Raw genomic sequence first — 14,191 nt, forward strand, 5'->3', positions numbered from 1 at the left:
CGCATCCGATCCATACGGGTTTCGAATGAGCAGAATTCTCGACCTCGAGCTGCTGCGGTGCTTCCAGCGCGTGGCGGAGTTCCGAAACGTCACCCGTGCCGCATTCGATCTCGGCATTTCCCAGCCGGCATTGACCCGGTTGATCAGGCGGCTCGAAGACGAGGTCGGCACGCGGCTGCTGACGCGTGCGGCGCGCGGGGTCACGCCAACGGAAGCGGGTCAACTGCTGCTGTCCAAAGCCGCGCCTCTGCTGGCGCAGGCCCACGTCGTGGGCGAGCAACTCTCACAATGGCGCTCGGCGCTTTCGGGCGATGTCTCGCTCGGCATGCCGAGTTCGCTGCACCACGCTGTGACGCTGCCGCTGGTGCAGGAACTGCGCGAAAGCGAGCCAGGAATCCGTTTGAGCGTCATGGACGGATTCGATGCGATGCTTCACGCGCAATTGCGCGACGGCCGCACCGACATCGGCGTCCTGATCCATGACACGGAGCGTCTGATCGAGGGCGTTGACCAGCAGCCGATAGCCAACGACCCCTTGATGGTGATGGCGCCAATGAACGCATTTCCCGATGCGGGAGCCTTGACCATTGATCGGTTGCGCCATCTCGAGCTGGTGTTGCCCGGCGTGAGCAATTCGTTGCGTCAGCATGTCGACAAGCTTTTCCGACGGCGAGGAGCCATACCGCGCATCGCCATGGAGGTGGATTCCTGGCGCCTTGCGCATGATCTGGTGACACACGGCAACTGCGTCACGATCGTTCCCGCGTCGGGCGTTCGCGGCCGGGATATGGACGGCATCGGATGCTGGCCGATCGCCGGCGCCTCGATCTTCTGGGCGCGCTGCGTCAGCAGGGCGCGGCGAGACTCTCCGGTCGTGCGTGAAGTCTGCAGCCGGCTCGATCGGCTGATGCGCCGGATCGAACGGCCGAAGTCCGATGCCCGATCCCGGGACAGAACGCAGAGCCCAGCCCGCCCCTGAAATCGATCCGGAACCGACATCTCCCTGCCTTGCAAGAAACAGCCGGACGACCGCGGCCGGCCAAAGGAGGCACTATCCAGTTCAGTCTGCATCGGAATGTCGGCCACCAAGGGCAATTCGGTTTCGAACCGCGGTCGGGTGGGCGCCCAGGCTCAAGGTCCGGCACAGGACGTTACGAAGCACCGGCCTCGACCGCCAGCCCTGCGGCCTTCCACTCGGGCAGCCCGTCTTCCAGCCTGCGGGCGGTAAATCCCCTTTCGCGCAGTCTCGCCACGGCTTCGAAGGACATGACGCACCAGGGGCCGCGGCAGTAGGCGACGATCTCGCGCCCCTCGTCGAATCCATCAGCGAGGGCTTCGAGGTCGGGAAGCGGCACGTTGATCGCACCCGGCAGGTGTCCGAGAGCGTATTCGTCCGGCGGCCGGACGTCGATCACCGTGACGAGACCTTGATCCATCCGCGCGGCGAGTTCGTCGCGGGAAACCGGCTCCATGTCGTCGCGGCGGTCGAAATAGCCGCGGACCACGCGTTCGACCTCGGCCGAATGCCTCTCGGCAACGGCGCGCAGGGCGGCAAAGGCGGCCAGCACGCTCTCGTCCGCCAGGCGGTAGTTCACGAACTTTCCATCGCGCTCCGAGGTCACCAGTCCGGCACGGCGCATCGCCTGGAGATGCTGCGAAACATTGGCGACCGGCAAAGAGAGCTTCGCCGCCAGCGCCTCCACGCTGCGCGCGCCCTGCGCCAGATGCTCGACGAGTTCGAGCCGCTGCGCGTTGCCGAAGGCCTTCCCCACCTGGGCGAACTGCTCATAGAGGGCCTGTTTCGGATTGCCGATTGACATCGCCGTACCGCCTACGATAGATCATTCAACATAATTATTGAATTTAGAATACCACGCCGCTTTGCGAAGGGGCAAGCCCATGTCGTCCAGGACGCTGTTGCCCCTAACACCCCCTCGGCCCGTCGCGCTGACGATGGGCAGCCCGTCGAACGGAGCAAAAAGATGATCCTGCGCCAGTTCCTGCATTCCGACCCCGTGGCCGCATCCTATCTGTTCGGCTGTGGCGGCAAGGCATCCGCGGCCGTCGTCGATCCCGTCGGCGATGTCAGGTCCTATCTGGACGCCGCAGCGGCGACGGGCATGCGAATCCTCTACGTCGTCGACACCCACGTCCATGCCGATCACGTCTCTTCGGGCCGCGCACTCGCCGAAGCCTCCGGCGCGCAATACGTGCTCTTCGAAGGGACCGGCGCGGGTTTTCCGTTCCGGGGGGTGAAGGACGGCACCGTGCTCGAACTCGGCAACGTGACCGCCAAGGTCATGCACACGCCGGGACATTCGCCCGAGCATGTGTCTCTGCTGGTGACCGACCGCACGCGCGCCCCCGAACCATGGTTCATCCTCACCGGGCACACGCTCATGGTCGGCGATCTCGGACGAACCGAGCTCGCTTCCAGTGCCGAGGAAGGCGCGCGCGCCCTGTTCGCTACGGCCCGGCGCCTGAAGGGGCTTCCGGACCACGTCGAAGTCTTCCCCGGCGCCTATTCCGGCTCGGTTTGCGGGAGGTCGCTGAGCGGCAAGGCGACTTCGACCATCGGCTTCGAGAAGCGGTTCAACAAGGCGTTCCGGATCGAGGACGAAGAGGCCTTCGTCGCCGCGATGGTCGCCGACATCCCGCCCCCGCCGCCTGAGGCAGCACGGATCCGTGCGGTCAACGTGGGGACGGCGTCGTGAACGACGGCGCCGTTGGCGGCGTCCGCCTCGGACTGAAGGAGAACTGGCGCCAGTTCGCGCTGCTCGTCCTCATCAACGCCTTCGTGGGCGGCATGGTCGGCATCGAGCGAACGGTCGTGCCGCTGATCGGCTCCGAGGAATTCGGCATCGCCTCGACCACGCTCGTGGTGTCCTTCATCGTCTCTTTCGGCGTGGTGAAGGCTTTCGCCAATCTCGTCTCCGGACAACTCGCCGACCGCTGGGGGCGCAAGCGGGTGCTCGTGCTGGGCTGGCTCTTCGGCCTGCCGGTGCCGTTCATGATCCTGTGGGCACCGGACTGGAACTGGATCGTAGCAGCCAACGCCCTGCTGGGCGTCAGCCAGGGCCTCGCCTGGTCGATGACCGTCATCATGAAGGTCGACCTCGTCGGTCCGAAGGGACGCGGCCTGGCCGTCGGCCTCAACGAGTTCGCGGGCTATTTCGCGGTCGGTGTCACGGCATTCCTCACCGGTTGGCTGGCGGCCGAGCACGGCCTGAGGCCGGTCCCGATCTATCTGGGCGTGGGCTACGCGATCCTGGGAACGGTTCTCTCGATCTTTGTCGTGCGGGACACGCGCGGGCACGTCCGGCTGGAGACCGCGAAGCACGCGAACGAGGGATCGCCGCTCACCTTCCGCGACGTCTTCGTGCTGACCTCGTTGCGCGACCGCAACCTCTTCGCGGCGTCGCAGGCGGGACTGGTCAACAACCTCAATGACGGCATGAGCTGGGGCATCTTCCCGCTTTTCTTCACCGCCGGCGGACTGGGGATCGAGCGCGTCGGCATACTGAAGGCGGTCTATCCCGCGGTCTGGGGGCTATGCCAGGTCGTCACCGGGCCGCTCAGCGACCGATGGGGCCGCAAGGGGCTGATCGTGGCCGGGATGTGGGTCCAGGCGGCGGCGCTCCTGCTCACCGCCGTCACGGGCAAGTTCGGATGGTGGCTGGGCGCGAGCGTCCTACTGGGGCTCGGGACCGCGATGGTCTATCCGAGCCTCATCGCGGCCGTCTCGGACGCCTCGCATCCGTCATGGCGTGCCCGCTCGCTGAGCGTCTACCGCTTCTGGCGCGACCTCGGCTACGCGATCGGCGCATTGTCGGCGGGGCTGATCGCGGACGCCTTCGGGCTGGCCGCCGCGATCATGGCGATCGCCGGGCTCACCTTCGTTTCGGGCGCGGTGGCGGCGGTGGCGATGGTCGAGCGGCGGCCCTCCTAGGGCGAGGCCCGCGAGGACGTCGCGCGAATTCATGCCACGCACCATGGATTCTCGATCTGGCGCGCTGTCTTTTCCCGGAACCGCTGCTCCCTTGCCGGAGCATGCTACAAGCCTCGGCTGATTACCTGAACATTCCATAGAGGAACTGGGCTATGTCGCTTTCGAGCGGGAACGACAGCATGCCCATGACGGAATATCCGAGCAGCCAGGGCATGAGGTAGAACCGGATCATGAAGAAGAACCAGGCCACGTAGAGCGGCACCAAGGGATCGACAAGGAAAGCCGGCGTCACGGGTTTGAAGAAGCGCAGGATCGGATCGGTGGCCCGAACGAAGAAGCGCATGAAAAAGAACTCGGAATCCTCCCGCAGGAAAAGGTTCATCGCCGCGCGACCGATGAGGGTCCACATCACGACGCCGAGCACGTAATCGACCACGATCACCCAAAGCGGGTGAATGAAGATCATTTGTTCCAAAGAAGGGCTCCCCAGAGGAAAGGGGCGGGACTTGGTCCCGCCCCTTGCTTTTGGCTTGATGCCACCTAAAGCGCGTCGCGATATTTACGCGCTTCAGGTGTTTGTTCCTTCACATGTCTTTGCCCCGAAACCGGTTCCCAGTTTCGGGAGACATTCTCTAGTGGCCAGCCGCGAGGATCGTACCACCGCCGGGAATGCGTACCTCGTCGACCATGTTCTGGATTTCCTTGGACGGAACCCGCGTCGCGAGAGAGACCGCGACCATGGCCACAAGGCTGACCGCCATGCCGACGATGCCGAAGCGCACGTCGTCAAGGCCCAGCCACGGCGTCATCATCTTGTTGAACACCAGATAGAGGTAGATGGAGCCTACCGTGAAGCCGCCAACCATGCCGGCGATTGCGCCTGCCGTGTTTGCCCGTTTCCACCACACGCCCAGGACAAGCGGAAAGAAGAGACCGGAGCACGCAAAGTTGAAAGCCCAAGCCACCGCACCGAGGATCCCAGTCAGCTTGAGCGACGCTATGAATGCCGCCGCCGCGCCGATGAAGATCAGCAAGATGCGAGCGACGATCAGACGGCGACGCGTGTCGGCCTGCGGGTCGATCATCTTGTAGTAGAGGTCGTGCGACAGCGCATTTGCGATCGCCAGGAGCAGCCCGTCAGCGGTCGACATCGCGGCGGCAAGCCCGCCGGCTGCCACGAGGCCCGAGATCACATACGGCAGGCCCGCGATTTCCGGCGTGGCAAGCACGACGATGTCCGGCCGCATGAAGAACTCGTTCAATTGCACGATACCGTCGCCGTTCTGGTCCGCGACCGCCAACATGCCCACCGAACTCCAGTGCTGGACCCATTGAAGGTTCGACACCTCGTCGAATGCCTTGCCAATGACTGATGTCGCCAGATTGGGATCGAGCAACTGCAGCTTCGTCAGCGTGGCGAGAGCCGGCGCGGAGAAGTACAGGAGAAAGATGAACAGCAGAGACCAGCCGACCGAGCGACGGGCCGAGCGAACCGAGGGCGTCGTGAAATACCGCATCAGGATGTGAGGCAGGGACGCCGTACCGGCCATCATGCATATGGCGAGCGAAACCATCGCCCATCCCTTGCCGTCGGGGGCGTTCTGCGGATTGACGAGAACGGCCACGCCGGGGATCGCCTCGGCCGCCGGCTTCAACCCGAACTGAGCTTCCAGTTCCGCGATGCGCTGCACGGCCTCGCCGTAGGAGAAGTGCGGGATGATACCGAAGCCCTGCCTGTTCGACATCCAGATGATGGGCACCAGATAGGCGATGATCAGCACGATGTACTGCGCGACCTGCGTCCAGGTGACGCCGCGCATGCCCCCGAGCATTGAACAAATGAATATGCCGAGAAGGCCGAGCCAAACGCCGACCTCGAACGGAAGGCCGAGCGTCTGTGCCGCAATCGTCCCGGTCGCGTTGATCTGGGCGGTGACATAGGTGAACGAAGCCACGACCAGCACGATCACGGCGCACAGACGTGCCACGTTGCCGCCATAGCGGGTGCCGATGAAGTCGGGCACCGTGTAACATCCGAACTTGCGCAGGTAGGGCGCCATCAGCGAGTTCACGAGCACATAGCCGCCCGTCCAGCCGACGATGTAGCCCAGATAGGGGTAGCCGCCGAAATAGACGCCGCCGGCCAGAGCCACGAAGGATGCGCCGGACATCCAGTCCGCCGCGGTTGCCATACCATTGTAGAGCGCCGGAACTTCGCGCCCCGCCACATAGTACGCATCGACTTCCGCCGTGCGCGAAAGCCATCCGATGATTGCGTAGATCGCAATCGTGAAAAGCAGGAAACCAATACCTATAGGCTCGGCTCCCAGTCCCATCCTCTCCAGGAGAGCCATCAATCCGAAGAAAGCGAGAAAACCCAATGTGTAAAGCGCATATACCTTGCCAAGATTATCGACAAATCGCTTGTCGCGCTTGGCTTCTACGGTGACATCCATTGCCCTATCCCCCTCATTCTATTCCGAATTCGTCGTCGATCCGGTCCTGGAACCAGTTCTGGATCCAGATCAGAGCAACAAAGGCGATGAGTGATCCCTGGACGCTCATGTAGTAGCCGAGCGGAAAGCCCAGAAACGTAAATGCGTTCAGCGAGCTGGCGATCCATGGAACCAGAATCGCGAAGAACGCCCACAGCGCGAGAATGACATATGTCAAGTTTCTGGTCTTAATCCAATGACGTGCCTTTGCATCAATGTCGCTGCTGGACATGCGATCTCCTCCCAATTAATCGTATGCGGTAGTTGCCTCCAGACAGGGGCCGACTCAACAAGGCAGAATCCGTCCCCTTTTCAAAGCTTACTTGAAGAAATCCATCGGACGAATAATCCTATCGTAGCATTCCGACGGACCATCCCGATCCGATGAAGCAGATACCAGGACAGTTGGCCGAGGCGGCAAGATGGCTGATAGAGGCCATTTCAGGGCTCTCCTTGCGCCGGGACACGGCGCCCATCGGCACTGCGCAGCGTGTATTTCAGTTTGTCAGTACCAGGGCGGCACTGGTCACGCAGAAGAAACTCTACGGCTATCTCAAAGAGCGCATGGGCATGGCCTACCCGAAAGCGTTCGACGATGAACGATTCGTCAGGTCCATCAACATAGCGAAAATGCATGTATTTGCTGCTTCGTTGTCGGATCTGACCGTTCACGCGATCGCTCACATCGCGGCAGCGTCGGATCTGGACCGATCCGAGCGATCACGAATGGCGCTCGAATGCTTCAGGTCGGGACTGGCAGACAACGCCGACGCCACGATCGACAAATCGGTTGTCACGAAGTGGCTCGCCGACTTTGACCAGCGCCTCGACGGGATCCGATGGGAAGCAATCGCCGGCGGAGCGACGTCATTCACGGAAAGCCCCAAGGCGATCGTCGAGTGGGCGCCTATCGCCGAAGAACTCAAGAAGCACGACCGCGACATCGTGCATAATTCCATGCGCTTTGCGTGGAACGAGATTCGCGAGGATTTCCGCAACAGGCTGGACGCGCGAGCCGTTGTTTCCGACTGGCGGGCGCGGGTTTCCCGAGGTTCATCCGAACACCGTTGATTGGATCAGCTTGCGGGCAGGAAGGCGTTATTCACGTGAATGTTCAGGAAGCCCAACGGGCCCGGTTGGAGGTCAGGCGCATCGCAATCGCGGGCGAGACCGGTACGCGCCGGTAGCGCAGCCAGAGCCGGCTTTGCCGCGAAACGCAACCGAGGCGAGGACTTAGCCGTTCGGTTGCAGCCTCTGGGGAGATCGGTTTGGATATCGCGCTCACCAAGACGGTTTCAGAACTGCTCGCCCTCTTCGAGCGGCGCGTCGCCGCGGCAGCCGCTGCCTTCGCGGTACCCTCGCGCACAATCGCGCAAGCTCAGACGGAGCGTAGACATGCCACGCCATCCGATGCGCCTCGCCCAGATACTGTGGCCGATTTTCCTCCTTATGGCCGGCAATGCCGTTGCCCAGGAGTCGGCGAGCGACGTGGCGGGGCTCGGTGGCTGCGCAATTTCGGCCTGGTCGACCGACAAGGATAGATCCGGCCTCAACGTCCGCGCCGGCCCTGGTATTGCCTACCCGGTGATCGGCCGGCTTCCGCCACCGCAGCAGCTTGACGGCGAGGAGTACGCCACCGAAGTCAACATAGTCGGATCGAAGGACGGTTGGTTCCGGATCAACAGTGCGACCACGAACAACTACGGCGACGCCGATGCCGAGGTCGTCTTTGAAGGCGACGGCTGGGTGTCGGGCCGATTTCTTGGCCGCTCGGTAGAGGGGCAATATCTGTATGGCGCTCCTTCAAGACACGCACCGGTGATCTTCGATTTCCATGACTGGCCGGGCGACAGGAAGGGCGCAGACTATTTTTCCCTCGAGCGCCTCCTGTCCTGCAAGGGCTGGTGGGTCGAGGTCGAAGGGACGTTTCTTGGCAAGCACCTGCGCGGCTGGACCGACGATACCTGCGGTAGCCAGGTGACGACCTGCCCTTGATGCGCTTCGGTTTCGAGCGACAGGTTCGAGTGTCCGGCATTCGCCTCTCAGAAGCGCTCCTCGTTCTCGCGCGCCAGCACCTCGAACGCATCGGAGTCAGGCATGTAGCGGTCCGCGGCGGCATCCCAGCGGTAGGTCACGGTGATCTCCCGCGTCCCCGGCTCCAGCGCGGTCACCCCGTCGCACCGCTCGCCGGTATCGGCAATCGTTTCGGTCACGCTTGCCGAGATGTCCGCCGGACGCTCTCCCACGTCTTGCCGAACGTCGATTTGCTGCGTGCGCTCATAGGCGCAGGCCCTTTCGCTGAAGGCGAAAATCGTGTCGACAAGCTCGAACCTGTCATCGCGCGCGAGGATGAGTGCCGTGGTGGTGTAGCCCTGGCTGGAATTGGAATGCGTGCTTTGGGTCACCAGCAGATCGGCGCCGGCGCCAACCGGCAGCCGAACCGGGTCCAGGAAGATGGTGTGGTCGCCAAAGGCGACATTGGCGGCATCGAGAAGTCGAGGACCGTCCGTCACATCGAAGAGGGCGAGAATTGCATATCCGACGACATCCTGACCCATGCCGAAGTCCAGGAGCAGCGCCGTCCGGTTCGGACCGCCGGAGCGCACCGGGATGGCCGCGACCCGTATGAACTCGGTGGACGCAGGCCCAAGGCCGTCAGGATTCTTGCCGCCGATGTCCCTGACAGCGATTGTGCGGCCTCTGGAATATCTTCCGGCGTCGACGGTGATCCCCGGCACGACAAGCCTGACGAGATCGGCGTAGGTTTCATCCAATCCCAGCCGCAGCCGTTCCATCGGTTCAGGAAAGGATGCCGGCTCGGCAAAGGCGCAACCAATCCACGTTGCGAGGAGCGGCAGCCCGAGCAGACCTGTATGGAATAGACCGCCCATTGTACCCCGCCCCGGTGAACAAACACGAAAGCTAGCGATCCTTCGCCCCCGCGTCAAAAGGGTGCAGGCATTCGTCGGCAGCCGAGACTGCGGGGACGGCGATCAGCGCCGTCCGCCATCTGCTCGCCAGGGGCGAGACGCAGCACAGGCGCCCGATGCGCTGCGAGGTCGCGGATGAGCGGCTCCGACAGCGCCCAACGTCTTCCTCCGCCCCACGTCTTCGGCCTCGAGTGCGGACAATTGGCCCGTCCCCGAAGGTCGCCAGTTGTCCGCCGAAGAGCCGGTGAGCAAAAACCCAAGGCGATCATCCGATCGAGGTCGCGGGCAGGATATCCGCAGGCGGGAACCACTAGACGCCGGAAGCAGGCTGCAGGGCATCCTTCCCCGATCCGCGCCCCACCAGGATCCGCCTCGAGGAGATCAATGCGGAGGCCGGCGCAGCAAGGAAGGTCACGAACAGCCAGAGCGCAGCATCGGCGGCACCGGTCGCGCCGCCGGGATCGCTGAGCCCGCCGAGATTGGCGACCATTCCCGCGGCCGCGGCGCCGAAGGCGGTGGCGAAGAGCTGGACGGTGGTGATGGAACCGGCGGCAAGCCCTTGCTCGGCGGCGGGCACCTCCCTGAAGACATTCGTCACCAGATGCGGCCAGGCGACGCCGATCCCCAGCCCCACCAGCAACAGTCCGGCGCATATTGCAGCGATCTGCCATTCTGCACCGCCCGGGAATGGAACCAGAGCCGCCAGGATTGCCAGCCCGACGAGGACGAACAGCGGTCCTGACGCGATGGCGCGCAGTCCTGCGTTCCCATTGCGGCCGGCGCTCTGCAACGATCCGAGGGTCCAGCCCATTGCCATCAGCGCCGCGAGGTAGCCGGCAGCAAGCGGCGACTGGCCATGCAGGATCTGGAGGAAATAGGGCACGAAGACATCCGTCTGCATGCCCATCACCAGAAGCCCGATCGTCGCATAAAGCGCCATGGGCTTGCCGCCCCATGCAAGTCCGCCCGTGGGCAACAGCCGCGCGCCACTCTTCAACTCGGTTCTGACGAGCAATGCCGCGAGGACGACTGCAGCGAGCATGCCCACACCGTTCAACACAGGATCGGCCGAGACGCTGCCCGCGGACACAGCAAGCACGGATGCTGCCAGGAGAGCGAGTTGCGGCAGCGGCAGCGGCGAGGATGCGCTTTCGCCACCGCCTTTTGCCGGCAAAACCGCCATCGCGACCAGACCGAACACCGTGGCGACCGGAACGAGCGACCAGAAGGCGGCGCGCCAGGCATTCATTTCGGCGAAGACGCCGCCCACAGCGGGACCTACGAGGGTGGAGACGCCCCAAATGACCGAGATCAGGCTGATCGCCCGGGACCAGAGCGTTTCCGGATAGACGAGCCGGATGACGGCATAGGCGAGCGCATAGAGCAATCCACCTCCGAAGCCTTGGACGAAGCGGCCGGCCAGAAGGACCGGAAATGCCTGCGCCGCCGCGCAGATCAGGGTGCCGGCCGCAAACAGAACCGTCGCGAGGGCATAGGCACGCCCCGAACCCGCGCCATCGAGAAGTCGCGAGGCAAGCGCCGCGCCGAGAATGGACGCGACCACGAACAGGGTCGTGCTCCAGGCATAGAGATCGAGCCCGCCAAGGTCTTCGACGACCGATGGAAGGATCGTGGTGACGATATAGATGTTGAGCGCGTGCAGCATGACGCCCCCTGCCAGGACGATGGAGAAGACGCCGCTGCGTCCGCCAAGAAGGGCGGCCCAGCCCGGGCGGCTCGTGCCCGTCGAAAGATCGTTGGTGTTCATTGGAAACCTCGCGCAGCCTCGCTGCGGCTTGTTCGTCCTGGGGTAACAGACTGGGGATGATGTGGAGAATCCCGGCGGACGCGGGGTCGCAAGCCGCCGGGCTTGATTTGGTATCTCCAGAGCTTCCGGCTTCTCCCAATCGCGAGAATCGGAAATGCTCTAACTATTCGTTTTGTTGGCAATTCCGGACGCAAGATTGCTGTGCGCTCTTGCTGGAATTGCTCTAGACGGCGGTGCCTTTGATCCATTGCGGCGTGATGGAGCGGAACTCCGACGGTTCGGCGAGCAATGCGGCCGTTTCCCGCTCATAGTCCGGATACCAGGACTGCCTGGTGAAGTCGTCCGCCCCGGTTTCGCCGGCATGGACCTGGAAGGCCACGATCACGTCGGGATCGTTGTCGTCGAAGCCGTAGAAATAGGCGATCTGGCCGTCAGCATCCGCGATATAGGCGCGCGCATATTTCTCCCATATGCGCTTCACCTCTTCCCGCTTGCCGGGCTGCGCCTTGTGCCGGATGTAGAGTGCTTTCCTGCTCATGATCTTTCCTCGAATGTGCGCGACCGTCAGCCGCGCATTGCCGGGCATTGTGCCCATGCCCATGTGACGTTCGAGGAAGGGTGTTTGTGACGCGTGCCGTGTCTTTCCTCACATCCCGCGTTTCATGAAACAATGCGTACCGGACCGGCAGAACAGGCAGTCAGGCGATCGCCCGGATATGATCGCGACCTTCTCCAGCGCCACGGACACCGACTTGAAGGCGGCTGTCGGCGAAGCCACCGGCGAAGCTCGTCCGGAACGGGTCAGACCCTGCAGCGCGATCGGTCGCGGCATCCCGATCGCCAGGCACAATCGCAGTCAACCAACCGGTCATAGCAAGGCGGCGAAAACCCAGACGGCGAGCGATCCAAGGTTTCGATCAGAGCAATGCAAATTCCGGACGTCAGCCCCGACAGCGTCATCCTACGCCCTGTCCACAGATGCCGAGGACTGGACGCCTAGAAACTGCTGGAGTTCGGGCGTCGCAGGATCGGAAAAGATCTTGCCGGGCGGTCCTATCTCGTGGACGCGACCCTGATGCATGAAGACCACGCGATGGCAGACGTCGCGGGCGAACTTCATCTCGTGAGTGACCATCACCAGCGTCATGCCGTCGGCAGCGAGCGCGCGGACGACGGCCAGCACTTCGGACACGAGCTCCGGATCGAGGGCCGAGGTTATCTCGTCGCACAGAAGCGCGATCGGCTGCATGGCCAGCGCCCGGGCGATCGCGACGCGCTGCTGCTGACCGCCCGAAAGCTGGTCGGGATAGGCGTCGAACTTCTCGCCCAGGCCGACCCGGTCGAGCATCGCCCGGGCGATACGCTGGGCCTCATCCTTCGGCGTCTTCTTCACGACCGTTTGGGAAAGCATCACATTGGCGCCGGCGGTCAGGTGCGGGAACAGGTTGAACTGCTGAAAGATCATGCCGACTTTCAGCCGCAGCGCCCTCAGATGCGCCTCGTCGGGGCGAAGCTCGGCGCCGGCAACGGTGATCGAGCCTGCGTCGATGTTCTCCAGGCCATTGATGCACCGAAGCAGCGTCGACTTGCCGGAGCCGCTCTTGCCGATGATGGCGACGACCTCGCCGGGCTCGACCGCGATGGTGATGCCCTTGAGAACCTCGTTCATGCCGAAGCTCTTGCGGACCTCATTGATTTCGATGAGCGACATTGAGTCTCCTCTCGAGCGACCGGCTCGCCTTCGACAGGGGCCAGCACAGGACGAAATAGATCAGTGCGACGATGCCGTAGACGGTGAAGGGTTCGAAGGTCGCGTTGGTGACCTCGGTGCCGGCCTTGGACAATTCGACGAAGCCGATGATCGAGGTCACGGCTGTGCCCTTGATGACCTGCACCAGAAAACCGACGGTCGGCGGCACCGCGACCCGCAGTGCCTGCGGCAGGATCACATGGCGCATCTGCTGCACATAGCCCATGCCCAGGCTGGCCGACGCTTCCCATTGGCCGCGGGCGATGGACTCGACGCAGCCGCGCCAGATCTCGGTCAGGAAGGCCGCCGTCCACAGCGTGAGCGCCACGCCGGCGGCGAGCCAGGCCGACACGTCGATGCCGAAGAGGCCGAGACCGAAGAAGGCGAGGAACAGCTGCATCAGAAGCGGCGTGCCCTGGAACAGTTCGACGTAGTATTTCACGAGTGTCTTCAGCAGCTTGTGCTTGCCGATGCGAAGGAAGAGCAGGATGGCCCCGAAGACGCCGCCGCCGATGAAGGCGGCCATCGACAGGACGACGGTCCAGCGGGCGGCGAGCAGGAGGTTGCGGACGATGTCCCAGGTGGTGAAGTCGCTCATCGCGCCGCCGTCCTGGGAAAGATCATCCGGCCGAGCCGCGCGAGCACCCAGCGCAACAGGATCGCCAGCACGAGGTAGACGCCCGTCGAGAAGAAATAGGCCTCGAAGGAGCGGAAAGTGCGCGACTGGATGAAGTTCGTGGCGAAGCTCAGATCCTGAGCGGCGACCTGCGAGACGACGGCCGACCCCAGCATGACGATGACCACCTGCGAGGAGAGCGCCGGCCAGATGCGCTGCAGCGCGGGAACGAGGACGACATACCGGAAAGTCTGGAATGGGGTCATGGCCAGGCTCGCCCCGGCCTCGAACTGGCCCTTTGGCGTGGCCTGGATCCCGGCGCGGATGATCTCGCAGCTGTAGGCGCCGAGGTTCACGATCATCGCCAGATTGGCGGCCTCGAGTTCGCTGAGGCGCAGGCCGAGCGGCGGCAGGCCGAAATAGATGAAGAAGAGCTGGACGAGAAACGGCGTGTTGCGGATGAGTTCGACATAGGCCGCCACCAGCGGCTTCAGCCAGGCCGGTCCCAGCGCGCGCACCCAGGCGCAGCAAATGCCGACCGCGATGCCGACCACGGCGGCGACGGTGATCAGCTCGATGGTGATGGCTATGCCATGCAGGATCTGCGGGTAATAGACCAGCAGCCAGCCGAAATCGAATCGATAGGTCATGGACGGCCTCTGTGGGCGGCCGGGCCGGTGTTG

15 protein-coding genes are annotated in these 14,191 nt (G+C 63.5%); 5 read left to right on the forward strand and 10 right to left on the reverse strand.

Annotated elements, in window-relative coordinates:
• The first annotated feature begins 25 nt into the window (after nt 1–25).
• Entirely contained in the window at nt 26–979 is a 954-nt protein-coding gene (locus JN302_RS37090; protein ID WP_202330921.1) for a LysR family transcriptional regulator, read from the forward strand.
• Between the two features lie 172 nt (nt 980–1,151).
• On the opposite strand, the gene JN302_RS37095 is transcribed toward JN302_RS37090, so the two are convergent.
• The gene (locus JN302_RS37095; protein WP_202330922.1) at nt 1,152–1,820 is read right to left on the reverse strand and encodes an ArsR/SmtB family transcription factor; all 669 of its coding nucleotides are present in this window, start codon (nt 1,818–1,820) and stop codon (nt 1,152–1,154) included.
• Between the two features lie 162 nt (nt 1,821–1,982).
• On the opposite strand from JN302_RS37095, the gene JN302_RS37100 reads away from it, so the two are divergent.
• A complete protein-coding gene (locus JN302_RS37100; RefSeq protein ID WP_202330923.1) occupies nt 1,983–2,714 on the forward strand; it encodes an MBL fold metallo-hydrolase in 732 nt (243 codons plus the stop codon).
• Complete coding sequence (locus tag JN302_RS37105; RefSeq protein WP_202330924.1) at nt 2,711–3,949, forward strand: MFS transporter; 1,239 nt, start codon at nt 2,711–2,713, stop codon at nt 3,947–3,949. Before JN302_RS37100 ends, JN302_RS37105 begins: the two co-directional genes overlap by 4 nt.
• A gap of 121 nt (nt 3,950–4,070) precedes the next feature.
• On the opposite strand, the gene JN302_RS37110 is transcribed toward JN302_RS37105, so the two are convergent.
• The 3 genes from JN302_RS37110 to JN302_RS37120 form a co-directional block, all read right to left on the reverse strand.
• Nucleotides 4,071–4,415: a YggT family protein gene (locus JN302_RS37110; protein WP_202330925.1), complete on the reverse strand. Its 345-nt coding sequence runs from the start codon at nt 4,413–4,415 to the stop codon at nt 4,071–4,073.
• 166 nt (nt 4,416–4,581) lie between these two features.
• Nucleotides 4,582–6,405 (reverse strand): sodium:solute symporter family protein, encoded by a 1,824-nt coding sequence (locus JN302_RS37115; RefSeq protein ID WP_202309272.1) that lies wholly within the window; start codon nt 6,403–6,405, stop codon nt 4,582–4,584.
• A 13-nt stretch (nt 6,406–6,418) separates the two neighbouring features.
• Entirely contained in the window at nt 6,419–6,676 is a 258-nt protein-coding gene (locus JN302_RS37120) for a DUF4212 domain-containing protein (protein WP_202309273.1), read from the reverse strand.
• Nucleotides 6,677–6,849: 173 nt separating this feature from the next.
• Here JN302_RS37120 and JN302_RS37125 point away from each other — a divergent pair, with 173 nt between their 5' ends.
• Both JN302_RS37125 and JN302_RS37130 read left to right on the forward strand, forming a co-directional pair.
• The gene (locus JN302_RS37125; protein WP_244846127.1) at nt 6,850–7,515 is read left to right on the forward strand and encodes a hypothetical protein; all 666 of its coding nucleotides are present in this window, start codon (nt 6,850–6,852) and stop codon (nt 7,513–7,515) included.
• A gap of 339 nt (nt 7,516–7,854) precedes the next feature.
• Nucleotides 7,855–8,439, forward strand: a complete 585-nt coding sequence (locus JN302_RS37130; protein WP_202330927.1) for an SH3 domain-containing protein — start codon at nt 7,855–7,857, stop codon at nt 8,437–8,439.
• A 47-nt stretch (nt 8,440–8,486) separates the two neighbouring features.
• On the opposite strand, the gene JN302_RS37135 is transcribed toward JN302_RS37130, so the two are convergent.
• The 6 genes from JN302_RS37135 to JN302_RS37160 form a co-directional block, all read right to left on the reverse strand.
• On the reverse strand, nt 8,487–9,335 hold the full coding sequence (locus JN302_RS37135; RefSeq protein ID WP_202330928.1) for a hypothetical protein: 849 nt from the start codon (nt 9,333–9,335) through the stop codon (nt 8,487–8,489).
• Nucleotides 9,336–9,684: 349 nt separating this feature from the next.
• The gene (locus JN302_RS37140; protein WP_202330929.1) at nt 9,685–11,142 is read right to left on the reverse strand and encodes an MFS transporter; all 1,458 of its coding nucleotides are present in this window, start codon (nt 11,140–11,142) and stop codon (nt 9,685–9,687) included.
• A 223-nt stretch (nt 11,143–11,365) separates the two neighbouring features.
• Nucleotides 11,366–11,680 (reverse strand): putative quinol monooxygenase, encoded by a 315-nt coding sequence (locus tag JN302_RS37145; protein WP_202330930.1) that lies wholly within the window; start codon nt 11,678–11,680, stop codon nt 11,366–11,368.
• Nucleotides 11,681–12,103: 423 nt separating this feature from the next.
• Entirely contained in the window at nt 12,104–12,853 is a 750-nt protein-coding gene (locus JN302_RS37150; RefSeq protein WP_202309280.1) for an amino acid ABC transporter ATP-binding protein, read from the reverse strand.
• Nucleotides 12,831–13,490 (reverse strand): amino acid ABC transporter permease, encoded by a 660-nt coding sequence (locus tag JN302_RS37155; RefSeq protein ID WP_202330931.1) that lies wholly within the window; start codon nt 13,488–13,490, stop codon nt 12,831–12,833. Before JN302_RS37155 ends, JN302_RS37150 begins: the two co-directional genes overlap by 23 nt.
• Nucleotides 13,487–14,158: an amino acid ABC transporter permease gene (locus tag JN302_RS37160; RefSeq protein WP_202330932.1), complete on the reverse strand. Its 672-nt coding sequence runs from the start codon at nt 14,156–14,158 to the stop codon at nt 13,487–13,489. The genes JN302_RS37155 and JN302_RS37160 overlap by 4 nt, the downstream gene beginning before the upstream one ends.
• Nucleotides 14,159–14,191 lie beyond the last annotated feature (33 nt).

The organism is Mesorhizobium sp. L-8-3, assembly GCF_016756615.1.
Taxonomy (GTDB): domain Bacteria; phylum Pseudomonadota; class Alphaproteobacteria; order Rhizobiales; family Rhizobiaceae.